This window comes from Streptomyces sp. 2114.4, from assembly GCF_900187385.1.
Classification (GTDB): domain Bacteria; phylum Actinomycetota; class Actinomycetes; order Streptomycetales; family Streptomycetaceae; genus Streptomyces; species Streptomyces mooreae.
Genome location: NZ_FYEY01000001.1, coordinates 7438340 through 7462124, shown reverse-complemented (window position 1 = coordinate 7462124; position 23785 = coordinate 7438340). Strand labels below are relative to the sequence as shown.

The following is a 23785-nucleotide window of genomic DNA, read 5'->3' as shown; positions in this document are numbered from 1 at the left end:
CACGATGCCCCGCAGTACACCCGACCCCTCTGGAGCGACACCCCCCATGGATCTCAGCACCACCGTGAACCCCGGCACCACCCCGGACACCGCCGCCCGAGGCGCGACCGATGACGGCCCCGCCGACCTCGTCTTCGTCTCCGGCCCCGTGCACACCGTCGACGCCGCGCGCACCCGGGCGAGTGCGGTAGCGGTCCGCAAGGACCGCATCATCGCCGTCGGGCACGATGCGGAGGTCCGCGACCTGATCGGGCCCGCCACGGAGGTCGTCGATCTGCACGGCAAGCTGCTCATCCCCGGGTTCCAGGACGCGCATGTCCATCCGGTCGGCGGCGGACTGGAATTGGCGCTGTGCGATCTGAGCGCGGCCGTCACCGCCGAGGCGTACCGCGAGCTGATCAGCTCGTATGCGGCGGCGCACCCGGAGGCGGCGTGGATCACGGGCGGCGGCTGGTCCATGGAGGCATTCCCCGGCGGCGTGCCGACCAGGGATTTCCTGGACGCCCTCGTCCCCGACCGGCCGGTGTTCCTCGTCAACCGCGACCACCACGGTGGCTGGGCCAACTCCCGCGCCCTGGAACGCGCGGGGATCACCTCCCGTACGCCGGATCCGGCCGACGGGCGCATCGAGCGGGACGCGGACGGCCACCCGACCGGCATGCTGCAGGAGGGCGCCATGCAGCTGGTGGGCGATCTGATCCCGGAAGCGACGCCCGCCGAGCAGACCGCCGGACTGCTCAGGGCGCAGCGTCTCCTCCACAGCTACGGGGTGACCGCGTGGCAGGACGCGATGCTGGGCCGTGGTCCCGCAGGGGCCGACCCCTCCCCCGTGTATGTGGCCGCCCGGCGCGACGGCACGCTCACGGCACGGGTAAGGGGGGCGCTGTGGTGGGACCGGGCCCGTGGGGCCGAGCAGATCCCGGAACTCATCGCCCGCCGGGAGGAGTTGACGGGCGGACGGCTCCAGGCGACCAGCATCAAGATCATGCAGGACGGCATCGCCGAGAACCACACGGCCGCCATGCTCAGCCCCTACCTCACCGCCTGCGGCTGCTCCTCCGACAACAGCGGTATCTCGTTCATCGACCCCGGGGACCTGCGGAACTACGTCACCCTGCTGGACGCGGAAGGCTTCCAGGTGCACTTCCACGCCCTGGGCGACCGGGCCGTACGCGAGGCGCTGGACGCCGTCGAGGCCGCCCGGCGGACGAACGGCCGGCGCGACACCCGGCCGCACCTCGCCCATCTCCAGGTGGTCCACCCCGACGATGTCCCCCGCTTTCGCCGGCTCGGCGCCACCGCGAACATCCAGGCGCTCTGGGCGGCCCACGAGCCGCAGATGGACGAATTGACCATCCCCTTCCTGGGTCCCGAACGTGCCGCCTGGCAGTATCCGTTCGGGGACCTGCTGCGCTCGGGCGCCACCCTTGCGGCGGGCAGCGACTGGCCGGTCAGCTCCCCCGACCCGATCGCCGCGCTGCATGTCGCGGTCAACCGCCGGGAGCCCGACTGCCCGCCCTCGACGCCGGTCTTCCTCCCCGAGCAGCGCATCGACCTGGGCTCGGCGCTCGCCGCCTATACGGCCGGCAGCGCCTACGCCAACCACCTCGACGACACCGGCACCATTCAGACGGGAAAGCTGGCCGACCTGGTCGTCCTCGACCGTGACCCCTTCGACGGGGCCGACGAGGAGATCGCCGCGACCCGTGTGCTGCAGACCTTCGTCGGGGGACGCCGGGTGTACGCGGCCGAGGACGCCTGAGCGCGTCGCGCGGGAGACACACCCATCGGCGGAGCGGCCGGCTGCGGCGCGCCGCCGGCGGTCCGAGCCGTACGTGCCCGGCGGACCGGCCCCGGCGAGGTCGCGGGGGCCGGTCCGCCGGGCACGCCGCTCCCCTACTCGATGACCAGCTCGACGTCGATGTTGCCGCGGGTCGCCTTGGAGTACGGGCAGAACTGGTGCGTCGCCTCGACCAGCTGCCGCCCGGTCTCGCCCGCGAGGGTGTCCGGCAGCTCCACCCGCATGACGACGGCCAGGCCGAAGCCGGTGTCGTCCTTGCCGATGGAGACCTCGGCGGTGACCGAGACGTCCTTGGTGTCGAGCTTCATCTGGCGGCCGACGTTGCCCATCGCGCTGGCGAAGCAGGCCGCGTAGCCGGCGGCGAAGAGCTGCTCCGGGTTGGTGCCGGCGCCATTGCCGCCGAGGGCCAAAGGCATGGCCAGGGCCAGGTCGATCCGGCCGTCGGAGCTGACCGCCCGGCCTTCGCGGCCGTTGGCGGTGGCGACAGCGGTGTACAGCGCATCCATCACGGTTCCCCTTCGGTGGCGGGCGGCCGCTTCCCGGCCGCCCGATGGGCATCACAGTGACACAGGTTTAAGTTGTGCGCAACTAAATTGCGCGCAACTAAATGCCGCGGCGAGCTAACCTGGCCCCATGACCTCCGCCACCAGGCCCCCGGTACCCGACGCCGAACTGCTCCGCCTCGACCACCAGGTCTGCTTCTCGCTGCACGCCGCCTCCCGGGCGTTCGGCAGCGTCTACCGCGACGCCCTGAAGGACCTGGGCCTGACCTACCCCCAGTACCTGGTCATGCTGGTCCTGTGGGAGCACGGCCCCCGGCCGGTCAAGGCCATCGGCGAACAGCTCCGGCTGGACTCCGGCACCCTCTCCCCGCTCCTCAAGCGCCTGGAATCGGCCGGCCTGGTGCGCCGCGAACGGAGCACCGAGGACGAGCGCTCGGTCACCATCCACCTGACCCCCGCCGGCGACGACCTGCGCGAGGCGGCGATGCCCGTCCCCCGCAGGATGCTGGCCGCCACCGGCCTCACGATCGAAGAACTCCGCACGCTCCAGGGCCTGTTGGGCCGGGTGACCAGCGCCCTGGACGAGGCCTGACCCCGGAGGATCCCGGAGTCCGCCCGCCCAGGGCCCGTACCTCCCGCCGGTCCGCGGCGTTACGTACGTAGGTGCTTTCCGCGGCGTCCGCAAGGCGGGGCGTCGGCGCCCCACCCCTACCGGTGCGCTCATCACCCCATTGAGCTACCAAGGTTGGGGAGTCATCGGGACAAAGGCGTATAAAGAGGGGTCAAACCAGCCGGAGCCGCCGGTGAAATCCCGCCCACGACGCGGTTGGCAGCATCGCCTACGACAAGCGGAGGAGCACCACGTGAACGCGGCAGAAGTTGTCAACACCTTGCTGGTCCAACGATTCGGGGTCTCCCCGGCCGACATCACCGATGAGGCCGTGCTGCGCGGCCTGCGCCTCGACTCCCTGGCGCTGGAAGAACTCCGCGTCCTGATCGAGGAACGGCTGGACATCGACCTCGACGAGGTGTCGCTGACCCCGCGGAACACCGTGGGCCAGCTGGTGGCGGCCGTCGACGGCAAAGTTCCGGCATGACGGCCCGCCAGGAGCCGTTCGCCGCGGCCGTGACAGGACTGGGACTGGTGACCGCGGCAGGGGTGGGGGCGAAGGCCACCTGGCATGCCGTCACCCAGGACACCGTGCCCGGCGGCGTGACCCACCAGGAAGAACTCGCCGATCTGCCCTGCGACTTCATGTACACCATCGCGGGTCTGGACACCACGGAACTGCTCGGGGTGGCCACCCAGCGGCTGATGGACCGCTTCGCGCAGCTCGCGGTGATCGCTGCCAGGGAAGCCGTCCTCGATGCCGGCCTCGACCCGGAATCCTGGGACAGCAGCCGGGTCGCGGTGGTCATCGGCTCCGCACACGGCGGGCTGCCGTTCTACGACCAGCAGCATGTCGCGATGGCCGGGCGCGGCGCCCGCCGGGTCTCTCCCAAACTCGCCCCGCTGACCGTCGTCAACAGCGCCGCCAGCAGCGTCTGCATGGACATCGGCGCCCACGGCCCCAGCCTGGGCGTGGCCACGGCCTGCTCCTCCGGGACCGTCGCCCTGGGCACCGCGCACCAGCTGCTGCGCGCCGGAGTCTGCGATATCGCCCTCGCCGGCGGGGCGGAGTCGGTGCTCTCCCGGCTGCTGATCGCCAGCGCATGCCAGATGAAGGCGGTCTCCACCCGCCGGGACGATCCGGCCACCGCGTGCCGCCCCTTCGACGCGGACCGGGACGGCTTCGTCGTCGGCGAGGGCGCCGGGCTGCTGGTACTGGAGCGGCCGGAGCACGCCAGGGCCCGCCACGCCCCCGTGCGGGCGCACCTGCGCGGCTACGGCGCGTCCAGCGATGCCTACGCCGCGGTGGCCCCCGACCCCGAGGGCAAGGGCATCGAGCGGGCGCTGCGCGCCGCGCTGGCGGACGCCGGGGTGCAGGCCGGCGATGTCGGCCACGTCAACGCGCACGGCACCTCCACGGTCGCCAACGACCACATCGAGGCCGCCGTGCTGCAGCGGGTTCTCGGCGATCACCCCCTGGTCACCTCGACCAAGGCGATGACCGGGCACGCGCTCGGCGCCGCGGGCGGGATCGAGGCCGCGCTCACCGTGCTCGCCCTGGAGCAGCAGCTGGTGCCCCCGACCGCCAACCTCGAGGTGCTGGATCCGCGGATCCCGGTCGACGTCGTGCACAAGGAGGCCCGGCAGGCGGCATTCGACTGCGCGGTCAAGACGTCGCTCGGCTTCGGCGGGCACAACGCCGCACTGGTGCTGACCCGCTAGGGCGTGTCGTTTGGATCAGGGCGGATCAGGGAGCGGGGTCTGGCGCGTGCGATCGCAAGGCGGAGGAGGGAGTCGACGCGGAGCGTCGGCGACTGACGACAACGCGGATGGGGGTCCCCCCGCGCCGTTCAGGCGTGGGGGAGTGCGTGCCAGACCCCGCGAGCCCGCCCTGATCCAAACGACACGCCCTAGCACTGTCTGCAAAGTCCCGTCGCGACGACAAGCCCGAGGCCGCCCCCGGCGCGCCGCCTCGGCGCGTCCGTTCCCGCCGGTGGTTCGAGAAGGAATCTCACATGTCCGAGGAAATGATCCGCTCCTTGTCGGTGGACGGGGTCTCCTACTCCTACCGGCGCCTGCGGCAGCCGGAGCGGATCACCGAACCCGTGCTGGTGCTGGGCGGCGCGCTGCAAGGGATGTTCGGCTGGCCGCAGATGGAAGATCATGTGGGTCCGCTGGCGGATGTGGTGACCGCCGACCTGCCGGGCATGGGGGGTGCCGACCCGCTTCCCCCGGGGCCGAGCATCGATGTCGTGTGCGCGGCGATCGAGGGCATCATCGACGATCTGGACGTCCCGCGGATCAATCTCTTCGGCTTCTCCTACGGGGCGGGCCTGGCCTACGGATGCGCCCGGCGGTTCCCCGGGCGGATCGCACGGCTCGCCCTCGGCGGGGTTCCGGCGCACATCAGCGAGGCGCAGAAGGAGCTGTGGCGACGGGCGTCCGACCACCTCGCGCAGGGCGACACCGAGGCCTTCGCCACCCTGGTCGCCGAGGGGCTGATGTGCCTCGACGACCGTCGGCACGTCGCCCACCGGAAGCTGGCGTACCGCTACGTCCGGCGCTCGATGCTGCATGCGGCCCGCAACTCCCGGCACGCCGTCGACTCGCTGCGCCGCGGGATCTCGGACCGTCCGGACTTCTCCGCCGGCTTGACCGGTATCCCCACGCTCGTCTTCAGCGGGGAGCACGACACGGTGACCTCGCCGGCCCGGCAACGGCACTTCGCGTCCACCATCCCGGGCAGTCGCTTTCTGACGATTCCGGACGCCGATCACTGGGTGGTGCTCGAACGCCCGCAGGACGTCGCGGACTTGGCCGCGCGGTTCTTCACCGACGGGCCGCTGAGCTCGGCGCCCGCGCTCGCACCCGTGGCGCGCGAGCGCGAGGAGGCGCCGGCGGCCGGTCCGGCGTGTGCGTGATCCGGCGCCCCCGCACCTCGCTACCACATTCCCTTGCGGTTATATAGCCAACACGGCATGCTGAAGCCATGCCCCTACCGTTCGACGTACTTGCGGAGCCGAGCCGGCGCAAGATTCTCGACCTGCTCCTGGAGCGCCCACGGCTGGTCGGCGAGCTCACCGAGCAGCTCGGGCTGAGCCAGCCGGGCACCTCCAAGCATCTGCGGGTGCTGCGCGAGGCCGGCCTGGTCCGGGTCCGGCAGGACGCCCAGCGCCGCTGGTACGAGCTCCGGCCCGAGCCCCTGGCGGAGCTGGACGCCTGGCTCGCGCACTACCGGCATCTGTGGACCGGGTCCCTTGACGCCCTGGAACGACATCTCGACGCCATGGAGGACGACCCCCGATGAACCCGCACTCCGACAGCCTCACCCCCGCCGGCGACGGCCGGAACGCCCTGCGCATGGAGCGCAGGCTCGCCCATCCGCCCGCGAAGGTCTGGTCGGCGATCACCGACCCGGCGCACCTCGGGCAGTGGTTCCCCTCCGAGGTCACCGTGGAGCTCCGGCCCGGCGGGGCGATGACCTTCTCCATGCCCGGCGTGACCGGCATCGCCATGACCGGCACGGTCACCGACGCCGAGGAGCCCCGGCTGTTCGCCTTCACCTGGGGCGAGGACCACCTGCGCTGGGAGATCACGCCGGACGGCGACGGCTCGCTGCTGACCTTCGTGCACACCTTCGGCGACCGCTTCGGCGGCGCGAGCTTCGCCTCCGGATGGCATCTGTGCCTCACCGCGCTCTCGCAGCTGCTGGACGGCGCGCCGACGGCCGGGCCCCGGGACACCGGAGAGCTGCACGAGGCGTACGTCGAGCAGTTCGATCTCGGGCAGGGCGCGGTCGAGGACACCCCGGACGGCCCGCGGATCCGCTTCGAGCGCCAGCTCGTGCGGCCCGCAGAGGCTGTCTGGGCGGCGCTGACCTCGGGAGACGTGCCCGTGGAAGGTGCGCCCGCACCGGCCGGCTTCACCTCCCGGGAGGCGCCGGCCGGGCCCGTCACCGAGGTGCGGGCCCCTTCCGTGCTCGCCTACCGCCGGGATCCGGAAGGCACGGTCCGGTGGGAGCTGGGCCGGGGCACCGGTCATGGTGCCCGGCTCGTCCTCGTCCAGACCGGCCCGCCGGGTGCCGACGCGGATGCCGCGCTGCAGGCCTGGCACGACCGCATCGAGCATCTTGCGGCCCGACTGCTGGAGAGCTGACCCGGACCGGCAGTCCGCGTCGGTACCACCGCATTCCCGCGCCCCCAGGAAAGCCCTGGGGGCGCGATGCCGTGTGGGCGCAACGCCATGCGGACCCACTCCGCGATATCCCGCCGGCGCCCCGTCGGCGCCCTTTCCGAATTGCTCCTTATCCCCGCGGGCCAGGCCGCTCGCCCATGTGAGCCAGGCAACTTCGCGGTGCCGCGAAAGGGCCTCAGGAGCCGGCCCGGGGTGATGCCCGGCACGCGACGTACGTCACGTACGAGCACACCTAGTCGGTGCCTTTCCCGGCCCTGAGCGTGAAACACCGCATTTACAACGGACATCTCACTGCATCTCACGAAGATAGGTAGTACAAGGCACCTTTGCCTCTATCCAGGGCGCTGGCTAAGCATGTTCGGCGTAGCACCGAGAACGAGCCTGCGATCTCAGCCAGAGCGGCGAAACGCGGCCAATGACCCTCGGTCTCACGCGCCAACCGAAGGCCGCCTCCCCCGCCATCAAGCCCTGGAAGAGGTCAGAATCCCCATGCCCCAGTTCACCCTGCCCCGCCCTGCCCGCATCACCCGCGCCCACAAGATTTCCGCGGCGCTGGTGGCCACCGCGAGCGGCGCCGCGGCGCTGGCGTTCACCGCGGCACCGAGCAACGCCGAGACCACCGCCGCCCACGCGCCGTCCGCGGTCAAGCCCGTCAGCGCCAACGGCCTTCCGCTCACCGCGAAGGACCGCGCCGACGACGGCAAGCAGGGCCGGCAGCTCGCCTCGTCCGTCACCGCCGGCCTGAAGGTCACCGCGGTGGAGAAGCAGGGCCACACCGCCCAGCAGGCCGCCAACCGGTCCGTCGAGCGCAAGGTCATAGCCGCACCCAAGGCCGCCCCCAAGGCAGCGCCGAAGGTCGCCCCCAAGCGCTACGCGAACAACCTCGACGGCTGGATCCGCCAGTCGCTCGACATCATGAAGGCCAAGGGCATCCCCGGCTCCTACGAGGGCCTGCACCGCAACATCATGCGGGAGTCCAGCGGCAACCCCAACGCCGTCAACAACTGGGACATCAACGCCATCAACGGCGTGCCCTCCAAGGGCCTGCTGCAGGTGATCCAGCCCACCTTCGACACCTACCACGTGTCCGGCACGCCGCATAAGCTCACCGACCCGATCGCCAACATCACCGCCGCCGCCAACTACGCGGCCCACCGGTACGGCTCGATCGACAACGTCAACTCGGCCTACTGAGCCGGAGCGACGCGACCGTGAGAACGGTCGGAGCAGACTGATACGGGCGCCGCGGTGCGGCGCCCGGCACGGCAACGGCAGTGGCCCTGCCCGCATCGCGCGGGTGGGGCCATTGCCGTTGCCGTCGCGGGCGCCGCGGCCCCTGCCGTCGCCGGTCCCTTGCCGTTGGCCGGAAGCCGACTCCCGTACCGGGTGCCGGGGCCCGGCGCCGCGCGTTCAGAAGCGGTCGCGTCGCACGGTGCCGCCGCCGAAGAGGGTGTCGAGGATCTGGGCGGCGAGGCGAACTCCGGCCCGCTCCCTGGGTGTGAGCGGGTGGTCACGGTGCCAGCCGGGCTGGGGGTGACTGTCGGCCGGGGCCGCGGCGGCGACGCCCGTCGCCAGGAAGCCCGAGACGAGAAGACCGGTGAGAACGACGGCAAGACGACGGAACATGAGCACGTCCCTACGAGGAGTGATGGCTGTGTGCGGTGCCACCTTCGGGGAGCCGGGGGCCCGCAGTCATGCGACAGCTCCGGGGGCTGCTGCGAACGGACCAGCAGCACCGCCGTATCGCCGTACCGAGGACTCACCAACGGCCCTCACCAACGGCCCATCCGGCATGCGCCCTTCCTCGTGCCGCACCTCCCGCAGCAAAAGCCCGGAAACCGCTCGTGAATCAGCGCACAATTGCCGCCCTATTGGGCCCGGACGGGGTGCGCCTCACCACATTTGGGGATTCCCGGGCCGTCGCGCCGGGCAGTTGCCGGGACAAATCTGCCGCCGTCCGCGCGCGAAACAGCACCGGCGACCGGTAATTCCGGTGTGAGCCAGGCAACTTATACGGACCGGTCGAGCGGCCTTTGAAGGCCCTCTCAGGTGACTCGGGGCACGCGACGTACGTCACGTACGAGCTTGCCTAGTTTGAATTCCATGCGGCCATTCCGGGCCAACGCCGCCAGAAACGCTTATCACTTCAGGTATCCGGGTTTACCTCACGAAGATGAGTAGTACCGAGCAACATTGCCTCGATTCGGGACCGGCGTTAACCATGGATTCCGACGCACTGAGAGCGAGCTTGCGACTTACGCCCCCCGGCGATCGCGGCAAAGACCTCCGGTGCGGAACGCGCCGCCAAAAAGGCCGCCTCCCCGTCCCCAGTACCTGGAAGAGGTCAATCTGCATGCCTAGCTTCACCCTGCCCCGCATTACCCGCATCACCCGCACCCACAAGATCGCCGTGGCCGTCCTGGCCGCCGCGGGTGCGACCTCGGGCCTGGCCATGACCGCGGCTCCGGACACCGCCCAGGCGGCGTCCGCGCACGCCCCGGCCGCGGTCAAGCCCGTCGATGCGAAGGGACAGCCCGGCAAGGCCGACGACGCCAAGACCGGCCGTGCCGTGACCGCCTCGGTCGCGGGCCACACCAAGGTCACCGACGTCGCCGAGCAGCACAGCGCTCAGCAGGCCGCCAGCCGCTCCACCGAGCGCACCGGCGTCAAGGCCTACCCGAACAACCTGGACGGCTGGATCCGCCAGTCCCTGGACATCATGAAGGCCAAGGGCATCCCCGGCTCCTACGAGGGCCTGCACCGCAACATCATGCGGGAGTCCGCCGGTAACCCCAACGCCGTCAACAACTGGGACGTCAACGCGGTCAACGGCGTGCCCTCCAAGGGCCTGCTGCAGGTGATCCAGCCCACCTTCGACAGCTACCACGTGTCCGGCACGCCCAAGAATCTCACCGACCCGGTCGCCAACATCACCGCCGCGGCCAACTACGCGGCCGACAAGTACGGCTCGATCGACAAGGTCAACTCGGCCTACTGAGCCGAGGGAGCGGAAAAGCCGTCGCCGGCCCTCCCGGCCGGCCCAGCCTGATGAGGCCACGGGCATGACGGAGTGCACAAGCGAGCCGACAGGCTCTGCATAAGGCAGCTTGCGAAGCGGCGGAATGGCGCGTTCGCCGCTGCGCGGTGGAGCGGGTCCCGGCGGTGCCGGGGCCCGCTTCGCTCTGTCGTGCGACACACGGGCCGGGGCCGACGACGTGGCCATCCGCTTCTGACCGCCGGACGGGTGAGATGTGGGGCCGCTCGGCGGACCGACGGCCTGTTGGGCCATGGCGTCAGACAGTTCTGCGTATAAGTCTCTTATCGGCAGGATTCTGCTCAAAAGCTGCCGAATCTGACTCAACCGAAGGCCTTCGGAGGCATGCGATGCCCTTGCGCAGATCCGGTCCGGCCCGCCGTACAGTCCCTCTTGCGGCCGGAACTCTCGTCTCTCTTCTCTCCGTGCTCGCTCTGCCCCTCGCGCTGCCCGGCTCCGCCACGGCGTCGGACTCCGAGAAGAGACCCGCCCACCCCGAGCAGGACTGGATGGGTTCCACCATCGCGGCCCACGAGGGCAGCAGCGTCCGGGCAGGCGGTCTGGAGCCGCGGGCGTCCTCCAGAAGGGCCGTGTCCGGCGTCGACGTCTCCAGCCACAACGGCAGGGTCCACTGGAAGTCGCTGCGCAAGTCCGGGGTGCGTTTCGCGTATGTCAAGGCCAGCGAGGGGACCAGCTACACGAACCCGTACTTCGCGCAGCAGTACCGGGGCTCGTACTCATCCGGCATGATCCACGGCGCGTACCACTTCGCGCTGCCCGACCACTCCAGCGGCAGCTCCCAGGCGGAGTACTTCGCCGACCACGGCGGCGACTGGTCCCGGGACGGCAGGACGCTGCCCGGCGCGCTCGACATGGAGTACAACCCCTACGGCGCGACCTGCTACGGCAAGAGCCACAAGTCGATGGTCAACTGGATCCGCGACTTCGTGCTGACCTACCGGGAGGAGACCGGCCGCTACCCGGTCATCTACACCTCCACCAACTGGTGGAAGCGCTGCACCGGCAACTCCGGCAAGTTCGGCAGGACGAATCCGCTGTGGATCCCGCGCTACGGCTCGTCCGTGGGCTCGCTGCCGCGCGGCTGGGAGTACCACAGCATCTGGCAGCACACCTCCTCGGGCCACTCGGTCGGCGACCGCAACCGCTTCAACGGCACGTACACCCGCCTCAAGGTCCTCGCGAAGGGCAGCTGACACCGCCTCACCTCCATGCTCCCGGCCGGTCCCCGGCGCCTCGTGCGGCGCCGGGGACCGGCCGTCGTGCGCCCGCGTGCGCCGCGAACCGCCCGTGTACGGTTTTTGGACAACCGGGGTCGAACAAAGGTGAATTCCCTTCCGCTGGGCAACCATCCGCGGGCGACCGCTGTCCAACACGGTGAAAAGACCACGCGACGCACTCACCCGACGGGGGTAATTCAGATGAAGCGTTCACGTGCCATCGCAGGATCCGCAGTGCTGGCCGTGGCGAGTATCGCCACGATGACGGCGGCCACCACCGCATCCGCGGCAACAAAGGCCGCCGCGTACAACGGAGCCTGCGGAAGCGGCTACAGCGTAGTGAATTCCGTACCGGTCACCGGAAAGGGGACCGTGTACCTGACGTACAGCGCAAAGACCGGAAAGAACTGTGTGGTGACGGTACGGAACAGCCCGGGTAAGCCGGTGTACATGTACACGTATCTCTCGGCCACCAACGGCGGTTCCGGCTGGGTTTACGACGAGGGGAAGTACACCTCGTACGCCGGTCCCGTCTACCTGCCCGCGAAGGGCCTCTGCGTGGACTGGGGCGGCACGATCGAGTCGGTCAGCGTCAACGTGTCCGGCTCCAACTGCGGCCGGATGGCGGCCGGCGTCGTCACGCACCACACGCGTCACTGAGCAGGCCGTGAGGGCGGGTTCCCGGGCAGCGCACCCGGGAGCCCGCCTTCCGGGTGTCCCGGGTCAGGCCCTGCCCAGCGCCCGCAGCGCGGACCGGGCCGCATTGTGGCCGCTCATCCCGTGGGCGCCGGCTCCCGGCGGGGTGGCCGCCGAGCAGAGGAAGACCCCGGGGACGCCGGTGCCGTACGGATCGAGGGCGACGCGGGGGCGCATGGTGAGCTGCAGCGGGGTGTTCGCACCGCCGATGATGTCACCACCGGCGAGATTGGCGTTGCCCCGTTCCAGCTCGGCGGTCGAGGTGGCGGTGGCGGCCACGATGCGCTCCCGGGTCCCCGGCGCGAAGCGCTCGAACTGCGCCAGCATCGCGGCGGTGGCATCGCCGGTGTAGCCGTGCGGCACATGCGCGTACGCGGAGACGGGGTGGAGGTCACCTGCGGAGCGGCCGGGATCGGCGAGGTACTGCTGGGCGACCAGGAGGAACGGCCGCTCCGGCATCCGCCCGAGATGGACCTCCCGCTCCGCGTGGGCGATCTGCTCGAAGCTGCCGCCGAGGTGCACCGTGCCGGCCCGTCGGCAGGCCTCCGCGCGCCAGGGCACCCCGCCCTCCACCGTCAGATCGAGCTTGAACGCACCGGGGGCGGGCCGGTAGCGGGTGTAGGCGCGGCGCATCCGGGGCGGCAGCCGGTCGCCGATCAGCGCTGCCGCGGCGGCCGGCATCAGATCGAGCAACACCGTTGCGGCGGGCGGGAGTTCATCGAGCGAGCGGATCGGTGTCCCGGTCTCGATCCGGCCGCCGGCCTCGGTGAGCAGTGCGGCCAGCGCGTTGGCGATGGCGCCCGAGCCGCCCTTGGCCACCGGCCAGCCGTACCGGTGCCCGGCCGCGATGATCATGAGCCCCACGGACGCGCCGGCCGGCTGGCTCAGCGGGCCGAAAAGATGCGCCGCCACCCCGCCGAAGAGACCGCGGCCCGCTTCCGTGCGGAAGCGGTGCGCGATCAGTGTGGCCGGCTGCAGGGCGTGCAGGCCGAAGCGGGCGAGCCGGAGCGGGTGGCGGGGCACCCTGAGGAGCGGCCGCATGACCTCGTCGGTCAGCGCCTCCGCGTCGGCGGCCAGCGGCCCGAACAGCCGCCGCCAGGCCGGGCCGTCGGCGCCGAGCCCCTGGGCGGTCCGCCCCACGGACCGGTGGAGCGCGCCGGCGCCTCCGGAGTCCACGGGGTGCGCCAGGTCGATCTCGGGCCACAGCCACTCCAGCCCGTACGGCGCGAGATCGAGTGTGCGCAAATACGGGGAGCCGGCGCCCATCACATGCGTCGAGGAACAGTGGTCGAACAGCACCCCGGGGACGGAAAGTTCGCCGCTGCGGGTCCCACCTCCGATCTCGTCGGCCGCCTCGAACACCGTCACCTGCAGCCCGCTGCGGGCCAGGGTGACCGCCGCGGCCAGGCCGTTCGGCCCGGCCCCCACCACCACTGCCCGCTCCCGCGCGCGCCCGGATCGCTCCGTCATGGCACCAGCATGCCAAGGGTCCCGGAATCCGGCCGGGGCGGCCGCGGATGACGCTCCGTCCTCAGCGCGTTCACTCCGGGCGGGCGTGGTACTCCGCAGCCGCGGCGGCCGCGATATTGCGGGCCATCCCGCCGAACACCGCGGCATGGAACGGGGAGATGGACCACCAGTACGCATGGCCGGTCAGTCCGTGCGGATGGAACAGGGCCCGCTGGCCGTAGCGCGTGCGCCCCTGGGCGTCACGGCCGACCGTCAGCTCCAGCCAGGCCAGACCGGGCAGGCGCATCTCGGCGCGCAGCCGCAGCAGCCGGCCCGGCACGACCTCTTCGACCCGCCAGAAGTCGAGCGAGTCACCGACCCGCAGCCGGCCCGCGTCCCGTCGGCCGCGGCGCAGCCCCACCCCGCCGACCAGCCGGTCCAGCCAGCCGCGCAGCGACCAGGCGAGCGGGAAGGAGTACCAGCCGTTGTCCCCGCCGATGCCCTCGATCACCCGCCACAGCACCTCGGGCGGGGCGTCCACGGTCCGCTCCCGCCGGTCGGTGTAGAGGCTGCCTCCGGACCACTCAGGGTCGGTGGGCAACGGATCGCTCGGTGCGCCGAGCACAGCGGCGTTGGACCAGCGGGTGGTGACCTCGGCGTCCCGTACCCGGCGCAGCGCCAGTTCCAGGGCGTCGTCGACGGCGAGGGGGTGGCCCGGTGGGTCGGGGACGGGGACGTAGCGGGCGATGTCGTGTTCGTGGCAGACGACCTCGTAGCGCAGCGATTCGGCCAGGGGGCGGGCCAGGCCGGGGGGCACGGGGGTGACCAGTCCGATCCAGAGGCTGGACAGGCGTGGGGTGAGCACCGGGACGGGGAGGATCAGCCGCTCGGGCAGCCCGGCGACCCGGGCGTAGCGCTGCATCATGTCGCGGTAGGTGAGGATGTCGGGCCCGCCGATGTCGAAGGTACGGCTGACGTCACCGGGGAGGCGGGCACAGCCCACGAGGTAGCGCAGCACATCGCGGACGGCGACCGGCTGGATGCGGGTACGCACCCAGCTCGGCGTGACCATGACCGGCAGCCGCTCGGTGAGATAGCGCAGCATCTCGAACGAGGCCGAGCCGGAGCCGATGATCACGGCGGCGCGCAGGACCGCGGTGGGGACACCGGAGGCCAGCAGGATGCCGCCGACCTCGGCGCGGGAGCGGAGGTGGGGCGACAGGTCCCGCTCGGGGATGCCCCGGGGGCCGAGACCACCGAGGTAGACGATCCGGCGCACTCCGGCGGCGCGGGCCTGCCGGGCGAAGATCTCCGCCGCCCTGCGGTCGGTGTCCTCGAAACTCCGGCCGCTGCCCAGGGCGTGCACCAGGTAGTAGGCGACCTCGACGCCGTCCATGGCACTACGGACCGACGCGGCGTCGGTGACATCGCCGCGCAGGATCTCGGTGTCCTCGGCCCAGGGGTGATCACGCAGCTTCTCCGGCGTCCTGGCCAGCGCCCGTACGGCGAATCCGGCCGCGAGCAGCTCAGGCACCAGGCGGCCGCCGATGTATCCGGTCGCGCCGGTGACCAGGACGCAGGGGCGGTGCGCGGACGGCACTGCGGCCTCGGCCTTGCCGGTGGCAGCGTCGGTACCTGTGCCGGCCCCTACGTCAGTGCCTGCGTCGGTACCTCTGACGGTTCCTGTGTCAGTGCCTTCGTCGGCCATGGGCACGGCCTCCTCCGGCTGGCGGCGGCGCGATGATCCTGCCCGCCAAGTGTGGCACCGGCACCGGAGCGGGGCAATCACGGCGCGGGTGAGGCGCCTCCGGATACGGCACGGGGCATGTCGCGGCGGGGGGAGTCGTCGCGCCGGAGAAGGGCGTCGTCACACCCAGCTCGTGCACGTCTCCTCGGCCGGCAACGCTCTGCCCCGGCCGTTTCGGGGGTGGCCGGCCCTCCGGCTCGGCGAGAAGCCTGTCCGAATCTCTCCTTCACCTCTCCGGCGAGTTGACCCTGCGCCGACCTCCTAGCCGTGAGTAGTGATCATCGTGCACACACGGCACACCATCGTTTGCACCCCTGTCACCCCACTTATCCATGTGCGTTCGACCAACTCGGCAATCCCCCGCAGCCATACGCCCCACTCCAACGGAAGCCACCTACAAGCCATTTCAGGCAAAGAAGCCATGGGCGCCCTTTTGCCATGTATTTACAGTCAAGGGCATCCCCCCGGTCGAGCCCTCGTGGCCGGCATGTTCGCCATGCGGCCACCGGGGCTTACTCGACTTGCCCTCCCTGAACGACGGCAGGACGGCACCCCAGCCTTCACCCGCCGGCCTGTAACTGCATGTCCAGAGATTGGCTCAAATCTCCGACCTTGTTTGCGCGTGGATCTTTCGCTCCTTAGGTTCATGTATTACATCGAACACCGCTCGAATGTTCGATGCCGCCTGAGGGGGACGGGCGGGCGGCATGCATGCCCATGGCTGCGCTGCGGCGTTCCCCCGGCTGAACTGTCCATCCACAGCAAGGATGTGGATGCAGGGGGGAGGCAACAGTCATGAAGGGCGGCAAGCTCATGCGGGTGACCGCGGTGACGGGGATGACACTGGCAGCGATCGGCGCCACGCCGCCTGCCCACGCGGAAGCGACCGCGGGAACGACCACGGCACGACACGGTCTCGGCGAGCAACCCCTGCGACGGGCAGCTCAGCCGCATTTGCCCTGCCCATCACTGAGCATCGGTTAACTGTTGGTGATCAACGGCCGCTGTACGTGGCCAGGAATTCCATCAAGGGGGCAGCTATCCGTACACGAATGAAGCTTCCGTTAGTCGGCGTGGCCGCGCTCAGCGCCGACATCCCGGCCGTTTCGCCGACCTCAGCGCAGAGCGGGGGATACGTTGCTGTCGCTACGGTCGAGGAGGACCGGGATGCGAAGAACAACGGATTCGCCGAATACCGCTACAGGGCCTTTCTCCCGGACGGCCTCGAAACAGAGGTCCGGGAACGGGGGTTCAGCCTCTCCGCCGACCGACGCCGGCACACCGCCGTAGCCCGTGCTCTGCTCACCCTGCCGGAGAGCCGGCTGCTCGACGAACCCATCTCGCAATTCCGCCCCGCCAACAAACGGAAGGCCACCGCAGTTCTGCGGCAGAACTCCCGTCCACGCACGCTGCCCGTCGTGCCCCATCGCACGCCTACGATACGCGTCGCCGGCCGGGTCGTCGCGCTCGACGACGGTCGGGGCAGCTGCATGGGCACAACCAGGCAGCGGCCGAACGAAGCCCTGTTCCGCTCTCGGCCGGTCACCGGGCACCTCACGCAGGTCGCCGGAGACGGGAGCGTGGCGGCATCGTGAGCGACACCGACACACCTCTTCTCAGCCCCCCGTGCCCCACGGGCGAGCCGCACTGGGCACCGGCCCTGAAGCGCGTCGGCCGGCTCACCCCGCGTGAGAGAGAGACCTTTCTGCTGCTCGCCGAGGGACTGTCCAACGAATCGATGGCGCAACGTCTGCATGTCACCGAAAGGACCGTACGCGCCCATGTCGCCGCCGTCCTGGACAAGTTGGAACTTAATTCACGCCTTGCCGCCTGCCTGGCGTCCTATGCCTTCGGTACGGAAGTCCGTTCCTGCGGACATCCGGAGTTGCTGGCGGAATCCGGTTCCTGACACCGGAAGAATATTGTCGCCAAGGCCAATAGCAGTGGCGGATGCGATTCGGCAGGATTCCTTCTGCACCGGGAACCCACCGGAGCTCCCGGCGGAATCGCTGCCGGGAAGGAAATGTGAAAGGAAATCGAAGTGTCGAACGCATTCGACCTGGACGCCAGGATCTCCACCCCTGCCGCCGGCTCCGCCGGCGAGCAGGCGCCCCCGCCGTCCATCTCGGTGATTGCCACCCGCACGATCTGCACCAAGGTCGCCTGCCAGGTCACCAAGACCTGTGCCTGCAGCTCGATGTGCACGTCCATCTTCTGCGCGGGCGGCAAGTAACCAAAGGGTAAACGCCTGACGGGTGCTGCCGTGGTGCAGACACGGCAGCACCCGTCGTCGTAGGGCGCGAGCAGCACACCGAACAGACAGGGACTGACCATGCAACTCGCCCACCACCACGGTACCGGCACCTGGGTCCGCGCGGCAGACGCCGGACTCGTGCACCGCGCGCGGACGGCTGTCCAGCACATCGTCGAACGGTCCTCGACCACTGCGCAGGTGAACGATCTCGCGCTGCGCGCCGCCGAACAGAGCGACACCTCCGGTGGCTGGTACCCGCCGAGTCTCACGCACGGTCAGGCGGGCTCGGCGCTCCTCCACCTCTACGCCGCACGGGCCGGGCTCGGTGACCTCGAGGCAGCCTTCGACCACATACGCGAGGCCATCCGGTCCACCCAGGTCGAACCCCTGGAACACTACGGCCTGTTCGCCGGTACCAGCGGCCTGGCGCTCGCGCTCGCGGACGTCGCCCGCGACGAGCCCCGCTTCCGCTCCAGCCTGGACCGGCTGCACGAGCAGCTCGCCGACCAAGTCCTCGCCGCGCCGCCGCACAGAATCGAGCGGGCCGTCAGCGACCTGGACTATGACCTCATCACCGGGGCAGCCGGGGCCCTCGTCCACCTCAGCTCCGTCAGCGACCCCAGTGACCGGGTGGCCGACGCCACCGCCGCGCTCGTCGACTACCTCGTTTGGCTTGCGCAGCCGGCCAAGAGCAATGCCACGCCCCACCGTTGGCTCATCACCCCCGAGTTCTACCCTCCCGTCGGTGACTACCACGCGAAGTATCCCCACGGCTACCTGAATCTGGGCATGTCGCACGGAGTGCCGGGTGTGGCCGCGGCCCTCGCCGCCGCCTGGGAGGCGGGACACCGCCGCCCCGGTCACCTGGAGGCCATCCAGTCCCTCACCCGCTGGGTCCGCGACCAGGCCGGCTCGGACGCGCACGGCCCCGTCTGGGGCGACGGCACACCAGTCGATGAGCACGGCCGGGAGAGCGCCGCCGAGTGCGGGCACGACCGGATGGCCTGGTGCTACGGCACCGCGGGTGTGGCCGCGGCGCTCCTGGCTGTTGCCTCGGCCACCGCGGATGAAGAGCTGCACGCCGCCGCCATCACAGCCTTCGACGGCGTGCTGGCCCGTGCCGAGCACATCCGGCCGCTGTCGCCCACCCTGTGCCACGGTCACTCCGGCCTGGTCGTGCTCGCCCTGGAGTTCGCGCCCTGGAGCGAATCCGCCCGCGACCGACTACCCGATCTGGTGAGGCAGTTGCTCGAACACCACGACCCCGGTCGCCCGCTCGGCTTCGCCGACGTGGAGGAACCTGGAAAGCCCGTCGACGACCCGGGACTCCTCACCGGAGCCACCGGCGTCGCCCTGACGCTGCTCGCGGCCATCGGCGATCAGCGGCCCCACTGGTTCCGCGCCTTCCTCGCCCGGTGATGCCCATGCCCGTGTACGAGCCCGCGGGGTTCTTCCTCCTCCGCTCCCCCACCTTGCCGGTCCGCACCTACCTCGACGTCACGGCAGACCCCGACCGCACCACGGAGGCGCTGCTCGACCTGGCCCGTCGGCCAGACGTCGAACGTGCCCTGCTTGTCGCGAGCGAAGACCTGGTCGGCAGTCTCGACCGTCTCGACAGCCTCAGTGAGAAGCGCGCCCGGCGGCTGCACTCCCGACTCCTGCGCTACGTGACACGTATGGCGACCAGGCCCACGCCCTTCGGCGCATTCTCCGGAGTGGCGATGGGCGAGTTCGGCGCCGAATCACTGGCCCGGCTCGGCGGTCCACAGGATCACCACGTCCGGGTACGCACCGACATGGGCTGGCTGCTCTCCTTGATCGAGAGCGTTGAGGAAGATCCCGCTCTGCTGCGACAGCTCCGGCTCGTCCTCAACCCCATGGCACACGTCGTCGGCGATCGCGTCGTCCTCCCTCAGGCCGACAAGTACGGCCGGCACGACGAACGCACCGTGCGCATCCGCGCCACGCCCGCCGTTGACCTGGTCATGCGAAGGGCCGCCGTGCCCGTCCCCTACGAGCAGCTCACCGCCGAACTCTCGGCCGCCTTCGCGGAGGCGGCGCCCGATGTGGTCGAAGGCCTCGTCCGGCAGATGTGGGAGCTCGGCTTCCTCACCGGCGACCTGCGGCCTCCGCAGACCGCGGCCCGCCCCGAGCACCACGTCCTGAAGAAGCTCACCGCTGTCCCGGCCGCCGCCACCACGGCAGAGCGTCTCCGTGTCGTGGTCGAACTCGCCGACCGTGCCCAGAACACCGAGTCCCTGCGTCGGCTGGGGGCCGCCCAGCGCGAGCTGATCGCCGACCACCCGGGCCGGACGTACCAGGCCGATACCGCCGTCGACCTGCGCACCCCGGTCCTGAAGGAATCGGTCGCCCGCGCGGCCGCGGACGCGGTGGGTGTCCTGGTGCGGCTCAGCGCGGCCTTAGGCACCCGCAACCACCTCACCCGCTACCGCGAAGAGTTCACGGAGCGCTACGGCGCAGGGACTCGTGTACCGGTCCTCAGCCTGCTCAGCCCCGACACCGGCCTTGACGCACCCCCCACGTACACCAATCCGCCCCGCAGCATCGAGCTGCCGATGGCGGCTCCTGGCGACACCGCCCGCCTGGACGCCCTGCTCGTCGAGTTCGCCCAGCAGGCTTGGTGGGACCAGGCCACCGAGGTTGAGTTGACGGACACCTGGCTGGACCGGCTTGCCCCGGCCGGCCCCGCCCAGGACCCACCGCCGGTAATGGAGGCGTACCTGCAGATCCACGCCGACGACCGGCAGGCCATCGACCGCGGAGAGTGGCGTGCCGTCCTGCGGTCCGACAGCCTCACCTACGGCGGACGCACCTTCGGGCGCTTCAGCGACCTTCTCGGCGAGGCCGCCGTGGAACGGCTGCGCGACTACGCCCGGCGGGAGGAGGAGCTCTTCCCGGACGTGGCCTACGCGGAACTGGCGTTCCTGCCGCCCTACGGCAGGGCCGCCAACGTCACGTTGCGCCCCGCCATCCGGCAGTACGAGATACCCGTCAACACGACACCGTCGGTGGGCCCGGACCGGGTCATCCCGTTGGACGACATCCTGGTCGGGGTCGTCGACGAGCGGTTCCACCTGTGGTCGCAGCGGCTTGCCCGGGAGATCGTCGTCGCTCAGCACCACATGCTGAGCCCCACCCTGGCACCCAACGTGGCACGTTTCCTCATCGAGGTGTCGCAGGACGGCTGCATCCAGCCGACCGGATTCCACTGGGGCCCGGCGGAGGCGGCCCCGTTCCTGCCGCGGGTGACCCGCGGCAAAGTGGTCCTGCGGCCCGCCCAGTGGAGGCTCACGGCACGCAACGCAGACGACCTCGACAGCTGGCGCAAGCGGTGGCGCGTGCCCCGCCACGTCTACCTCGTCGAGGTCGACCAGCGGCTGCTGCTCGACCTCGACCACCCCGTCAGCCGGACGGAACTCCTCCAGGAGCTGCAGAAGCAGTCCGCCCTCGTTCTGCACGAGATGCTGCCGTCCTTCGACGGCATGTGGCTCCAGGACACCGAGGGTGACCGCTACGCGGCCGAGATCGTCGTGCCCGTCGTGGCCCGCGACGCCGTACGCACCACACGGCGTCCCGTGCCGCGACTCCGGCGGGACACGCCGGTGGAGCGCCACCTGCCGGGCAGCGACTGGACCTTTCTCAAGATCTACGCGGCCGCCGATCGGCAGGACGAGATCATCGCCGGGCCACTGCGGGATATCGTCACCGAGCTACGCGAACAGGGTCTGCTGGAGCGCTGGTTCTACATCCGCTACGCCGATCCGTTCCCGCACCTGCGACTGCGCGTGCGCGGAGCGGACGCGCCCCGCAACCTCGCCCTGCTGACGGCCTGGGGCCGGGACCTGGTCAGCCAGGGGCTCGCCCGTGACCTCGAACTCGCCGGCTATGCACCGGAGACCGCCCGCTACGGCGGCCCGGAGGTCTTCGACGCGGCCGAGCGGCTGTTCCAGGCCAACAGCGAGACCACTGCCCTGCTTTTGGCCCAACGGCTCGACATCAGGCCTGAGTTCCTTGCCACCGCCGCCCTGGACACCCTGTGCGCGCAGTGGGGTATCCCGCTGTCCCTGCGAGCGGCACACGCCGCCGGCCAGGACGACGCCGTGGTGCGCGAGGCCCGGACACTCTTCCGGGCCCACCGTGACTACCTCTGCGAACTCCTCAGCCCCTGGGACCGCGCCCCCGATGCCGAAGGCAGGGCCCACCGGAAGTTGCTCGCGGACGTTTTCGCGGCCCAGGCACCCACCGTGGCCCAGATGGCCGAGCACGTGCGCCTGGCGGCCCGCAGCGGCAGCCTGACCGGATCGGAGGACCAGATCCTCGGAAGCTTCGCGCACATGCAGATCAACCGGCTGCTGCCCATTGACCTGGACCGGGAGGCCCGTAGCCATGCCCTGTGGGGGCACGTGCTGCACGCGGTCCGCGGCCGCAGGGCCGCTGCCGCCGAGGAGGGGCAATGATCTGGCTGCGCGTCATAGGACTGTTCTGGCGGCTCAGTCCGATACGGGTGTCGGGTTTCACGGTCGTGTCCGTGCTTCTCGCCCTCGTCCCAGCAGCGCAGATCGGGCTCGTCGCCGCCGCGGTGCAAGGGGTGGCCGACGCCGTCGGCGGCGACCCGGGCGCCGGGCGGTCCGCCCTCCTCTCGGGCGGCGCCCTGATGGCGGTGGGCCTCGCCAACCACCTGCTGGGCACCTGCCTGCAGTATCTCGACACACTCCTGCGGCTCGAACTCACCGCACGGGTGGGCGAATGGGTGATGCGCAAGGGCACCATGCTCGACCTGCAGCAGTACGAGGACACCGATGTCTACGACAAGATGCAGCGGGCCTTCCAGGAGAGCAACGGCGGCCGCGTCTATCAGGTGTTCACCCAACTCCTCGAAGTCGCCAGAGAACTGGTCACCCTGGCCACGGTCAGCGCGGTGCTGTTCTCCTGGAACCCCTGGATCGCCCTGGTGATCCTGATCTCGCCCGTCCCGTCGGTGGTCTCGTACATGTTCTTCAGTCACAAGGCGTACGAGATCGAGTACGACCGGGCAGCCGACCGGCGCCGCCTGTACTACTACCAGCACCTCACGACCACCGACCACTCGTACAAGGAGATCCGGCTCTTTCAGCTCGGCCCTCACCTCCTCGACCTCTACACCCGTCTCGTCCGCACCTTCTTCGACGTCGACCGTCGCCTGGCCCGCCGCCAGTCACTGCTCGGCGGTGCCCTCGGACTCGTCAGCGTCGCCGCCTCGTCCGGTGCCGTCCTGTGGGCCGTCCACACGACGACGAGCCTCGGCCAGGTCGGTCAGCTCGCCGGCTACCTCCAGGCCGTCGGGTCGATCCAGGTGTCCGCTCACGGGATGCTGCTCGGCATCGCCTCGCTCTACAAGGACAGCCTCTTCCTCGGGAATCTCTTCGACTTCTTCGGGTTGCCCGAACGGCAGCTCAAGGGAGGCACCCGGCCCTTCCCGGACAAGCTCCGCAAGGGGATCGAGTTCCGTGATGTGCGCTTCGTCTACCCAGGCACGGACCGCGTCGTCCTGGACGGCGTCAGTTTCCACATCCCTGCCGGTCGGTGCGTCGCCCTGGTGGGGCAGAACGGCGCAGGCAAGACCACCCTCGTCAAATTGCTCACCCGGCTCTACGAGCCGACCAGCGGCCAGATCCTCGTCGACGACGTGCCCATCGAGGAGTACGACATCGACGATCTCCAACGCCACATGGGCGTCATCTTCCAGGACTTCATCCGCTATGAGCTGCCGGTCCGCGACAACATCGGATTCGGCCGCGTCGAGGCCCGCCACGACACCGCACGCGTGGCCGAAGCCGCACGGGCAGGCGGGGCGGCCGGGATCGTCGAATCGCTGCCGCGCACGTACGACACCGTGCTCGGGCGCCACTTCGAGGACGGCCACCAGCTCTCCGGTGGCCAGTGGCAGAAGATCGCCCTGAGCCGGGCCTTCATGAGGAGAGCGCCCGTCGTCGTCCTCGACGAGCCGACGGCCGCCATCGACGCGGAAGCGGAGGCGGAGATCTTCGCCCGCCTCCAGGACATCGCCCGGGGAGCCACGTCCGTCGTCATCGCCCACCGATTCTCCACGGTCCGCATGGCCGACCGGATCGTCGTCATGCAGAACGGCAAGGTGATCGAGCACGGCGTGCACGCAGACCTTGTACAGGCCGACGGCGTTTACGCCCGTCTCTTCCATCTCCAGGCTTCGGGCTACGTGACCGAAGCCGCATCCAGCTAG

General features: G+C 70.4%; 21 protein-coding genes. 17 read left to right on the top strand and 4 right to left on the bottom strand.

Annotated features, from left to right (window positions below; all coding sequences use genetic code 11):
• The first annotated feature begins 46 nt into the window (after nt 1-46).
• On the top strand, nt 47-1762 hold the full coding sequence (locus tag CFW40_RS32885; protein WP_088801379.1) for an amidohydrolase: 1716 nt from the start codon (nt 47-49) through the stop codon (nt 1760-1762).
• A 134-nt stretch (nt 1763-1896) separates the two neighbouring features.
• Here the strand turns inward: CFW40_RS32885 and CFW40_RS32880 are convergent, their stop codons facing one another.
• Nucleotides 1897-2307, bottom strand: a complete 411-nt coding sequence (locus tag CFW40_RS32880) for an organic hydroperoxide resistance protein (RefSeq protein ID WP_088801378.1) — start codon at nt 2305-2307, stop codon at nt 1897-1899.
• Nucleotides 2308-2434: 127 nt separating this feature from the next.
• Here CFW40_RS32880 and CFW40_RS32875 point away from each other — a divergent pair, with 127 nt between their 5' ends.
• The 7 genes from CFW40_RS32875 (at nt 2435) to CFW40_RS32845 (ending at nt 8302) form a co-directional block, all read left to right on the top strand.
• On the top strand, nt 2435-2896 hold the full coding sequence (locus CFW40_RS32875) for a MarR family winged helix-turn-helix transcriptional regulator (RefSeq protein WP_088801377.1): 462 nt from the start codon (nt 2435-2437) through the stop codon (nt 2894-2896).
• A 271-nt stretch (nt 2897-3167) separates the two neighbouring features.
• Nucleotides 3168-3401 carry an acyl carrier protein gene (locus tag CFW40_RS32870; RefSeq protein WP_088801376.1) on the top strand — a complete coding sequence of 78 codons (234 nt, stop codon included), beginning with the start codon at nt 3168-3170 and terminating at the stop codon, nt 3399-3401.
• Nucleotides 3398-4636, top strand: coding sequence for a beta-ketoacyl synthase (locus CFW40_RS32865; RefSeq protein ID WP_088801375.1), 1239 nt, complete (start codon nt 3398-3400; stop codon nt 4634-4636). The genes CFW40_RS32870 and CFW40_RS32865 overlap by 4 nt, the downstream gene beginning before the upstream one ends.
• Nucleotides 4637-4929: 293 nt before the next feature.
• Nucleotides 4930-5835: an alpha/beta fold hydrolase gene (locus tag CFW40_RS32860; RefSeq protein ID WP_088801374.1), complete on the top strand. Its 906-nt coding sequence runs from the start codon at nt 4930-4932 to the stop codon at nt 5833-5835.
• A gap of 68 nt (nt 5836-5903) precedes the next feature.
• Nucleotides 5904-6221: a helix-turn-helix transcriptional regulator gene (locus CFW40_RS32855; protein ID WP_088801373.1), complete on the top strand. Its 318-nt coding sequence runs from the start codon at nt 5904-5906 to the stop codon at nt 6219-6221.
• A complete protein-coding gene (locus tag CFW40_RS32850) occupies nt 6218-7069 on the top strand; it encodes an SRPBCC family protein (protein ID WP_088801372.1) in 852 nt (283 codons plus the stop codon). The genes CFW40_RS32855 and CFW40_RS32850 overlap by 4 nt, the downstream gene beginning before the upstream one ends.
• Nucleotides 7070-7597: 528 nt before the next feature.
• Nucleotides 7598-8302, top strand: a complete 705-nt coding sequence (locus CFW40_RS32845; protein WP_088801371.1) for a transglycosylase SLT domain-containing protein — start codon at nt 7598-7600, stop codon at nt 8300-8302.
• Nucleotides 8303-8518: 216 nt separating this feature from the next.
• On the opposite strand, the gene CFW40_RS32840 is transcribed toward CFW40_RS32845, so the two are convergent.
• A complete protein-coding gene (locus CFW40_RS32840) occupies nt 8519-8734 on the bottom strand; it encodes a hypothetical protein (protein WP_088801370.1) in 216 nt (71 codons plus the stop codon).
• Nucleotides 8735-9461: 727 nt separating this feature from the next.
• On the opposite strand from CFW40_RS32840, the gene CFW40_RS32835 reads away from it, so the two are divergent.
• From CFW40_RS32835 to CFW40_RS32825, 3 genes are all read left to right on the top strand, one after another.
• On the top strand, nt 9462-10106 hold the full coding sequence (locus CFW40_RS32835) for a transglycosylase SLT domain-containing protein (protein ID WP_088801369.1): 645 nt from the start codon (nt 9462-9464) through the stop codon (nt 10104-10106).
• A 386-nt stretch (nt 10107-10492) separates the two neighbouring features.
• Nucleotides 10493-11356 carry a lysozyme gene (locus tag CFW40_RS32830; protein WP_088801368.1) on the top strand — a complete coding sequence of 288 codons (864 nt, stop codon included), beginning with the start codon at nt 10493-10495 and terminating at the stop codon, nt 11354-11356.
• A 225-nt stretch (nt 11357-11581) separates the two neighbouring features.
• Nucleotides 11582-12040: a spore-associated protein A gene (locus CFW40_RS32825; RefSeq protein WP_176956304.1), complete on the top strand. Its 459-nt coding sequence runs from the start codon at nt 11582-11584 to the stop codon at nt 12038-12040.
• Nucleotides 12041-12103: 63 nt separating this feature from the next.
• Here the strand turns inward: CFW40_RS32825 and CFW40_RS32820 are convergent, their stop codons facing one another.
• Entirely contained in the window at nt 12104-13546 is a 1443-nt protein-coding gene (locus tag CFW40_RS32820) for an NAD(P)/FAD-dependent oxidoreductase (protein ID WP_088801366.1), read from the bottom strand.
• A gap of 70 nt (nt 13547-13616) precedes the next feature.
• Nucleotides 13617-15233, bottom strand: coding sequence for an SDR family oxidoreductase (locus tag CFW40_RS32815; RefSeq protein WP_256331149.1), 1617 nt, complete (start codon nt 15231-15233; stop codon nt 13617-13619).
• A gap of 1112 nt (nt 15234-16345) precedes the next feature.
• Here CFW40_RS32815 and CFW40_RS32810 point away from each other — a divergent pair.
• The 6 genes from CFW40_RS32810 (at nt 16346) to CFW40_RS32785 (ending at nt 23785) form a co-directional block, all read left to right on the top strand.
• Complete coding sequence (locus CFW40_RS32810) at nt 16346-16867, top strand: hypothetical protein (RefSeq protein ID WP_088801365.1); 522 nt, start codon at nt 16346-16348, stop codon at nt 16865-16867.
• The gene (locus CFW40_RS32805) at nt 16864-17181 is read left to right on the top strand and encodes a response regulator transcription factor (protein ID WP_088801364.1); all 318 of its coding nucleotides are present in this window, start codon (nt 16864-16866) and stop codon (nt 17179-17181) included. Before CFW40_RS32810 ends, CFW40_RS32805 begins: the two co-directional genes overlap by 4 nt.
• A gap of 132 nt (nt 17182-17313) precedes the next feature.
• Nucleotides 17314-17505, top strand: a complete 192-nt coding sequence (locus tag CFW40_RS32800) for an FDLD family class I lanthipeptide (protein ID WP_088801363.1) — start codon at nt 17314-17316, stop codon at nt 17503-17505.
• Between the two features lie 99 nt (nt 17506-17604).
• On the top strand, nt 17605-18945 hold the full coding sequence (locus CFW40_RS32795; RefSeq protein WP_088801362.1) for a lanthionine synthetase C family protein: 1341 nt from the start codon (nt 17605-17607) through the stop codon (nt 18943-18945).
• 5 nt (nt 18946-18950) lie between these two features.
• Complete coding sequence (locus CFW40_RS32790) at nt 18951-22004, top strand: lantibiotic dehydratase (protein ID WP_088801361.1); 3054 nt, start codon at nt 18951-18953, stop codon at nt 22002-22004.
• Complete coding sequence (locus tag CFW40_RS32785; RefSeq protein WP_088801360.1) at nt 22001-23785, top strand: ABC transporter ATP-binding protein; 1785 nt, start codon at nt 22001-22003, stop codon at nt 23783-23785. Before CFW40_RS32790 ends, CFW40_RS32785 begins: the two co-directional genes overlap by 4 nt.

Bases quoted from the DNA above. Each gene is read 5' to 3' on its own strand.
- CFW40_RS32885 (WP_088801379.1), top strand. From the start codon at position 47: ATGGATCTCAGCACCACCGTGAACCCCGGCACCACCCCGGACACCGCC.
- CFW40_RS32880 (WP_088801378.1), bottom strand. From the start codon at position 2,307: ATGGATGCGCTGTACACCGCTGTCGCCACCGCCAACGGCCGCGAAGGC.
- CFW40_RS32875 (WP_088801377.1), top strand. From the start codon at position 2,435: ATGACCTCCGCCACCAGGCCCCCGGTACCCGACGCCGAACTGCTCCGC.
- CFW40_RS32865 (WP_088801375.1), top strand. From the start codon at position 3,398: ATGACGGCCCGCCAGGAGCCGTTCGCCGCGGCCGTGACAGGACTGGGA.
- CFW40_RS32860 (WP_088801374.1), top strand. From the start codon at position 4,930: ATGTCCGAGGAAATGATCCGCTCCTTGTCGGTGGACGGGGTCTCCTAC.
- CFW40_RS32855 (WP_088801373.1), top strand. From the start codon at position 5,904: ATGCCCCTACCGTTCGACGTACTTGCGGAGCCGAGCCGGCGCAAGATT.
- CFW40_RS32850 (WP_088801372.1), top strand. From the start codon at position 6,218: ATGAACCCGCACTCCGACAGCCTCACCCCCGCCGGCGACGGCCGGAAC.
- CFW40_RS32845 (WP_088801371.1), top strand. From the start codon at position 7,598: ATGCCCCAGTTCACCCTGCCCCGCCCTGCCCGCATCACCCGCGCCCAC.
- CFW40_RS32840 (WP_088801370.1), bottom strand. From the start codon at position 8,734: ATGTTCCGTCGTCTTGCCGTCGTTCTCACCGGTCTTCTCGTCTCGGGC.
- CFW40_RS32835 (WP_088801369.1), top strand. From the start codon at position 9,462: ATGCCTAGCTTCACCCTGCCCCGCATTACCCGCATCACCCGCACCCAC.
- CFW40_RS32830 (WP_088801368.1), top strand. From the start codon at position 10,493: ATGCCCTTGCGCAGATCCGGTCCGGCCCGCCGTACAGTCCCTCTTGCG.
- CFW40_RS32825 (WP_176956304.1), top strand. From the start codon at position 11,582: ATGAAGCGTTCACGTGCCATCGCAGGATCCGCAGTGCTGGCCGTGGCG.
- CFW40_RS32820 (WP_088801366.1), bottom strand. From the start codon at position 13,546: ATGACGGAGCGATCCGGGCGCGCGCGGGAGCGGGCAGTGGTGGTGGGG.
- CFW40_RS32815 (WP_256331149.1), bottom strand. From the start codon at position 15,233: ATGGCCGACGAAGGCACTGACACAGGAACCGTCAGAGGTACCGACGCA.
- CFW40_RS32795 (WP_088801362.1), top strand. From the start codon at position 17,605: ATGCAACTCGCCCACCACCACGGTACCGGCACCTGGGTCCGCGCGGCA.
- CFW40_RS32790 (WP_088801361.1), top strand. From the start codon at position 18,951: ATGCCCGTGTACGAGCCCGCGGGGTTCTTCCTCCTCCGCTCCCCCACC.
- CFW40_RS32785 (WP_088801360.1), top strand. From the start codon at position 22,001: ATGATCTGGCTGCGCGTCATAGGACTGTTCTGGCGGCTCAGTCCGATA.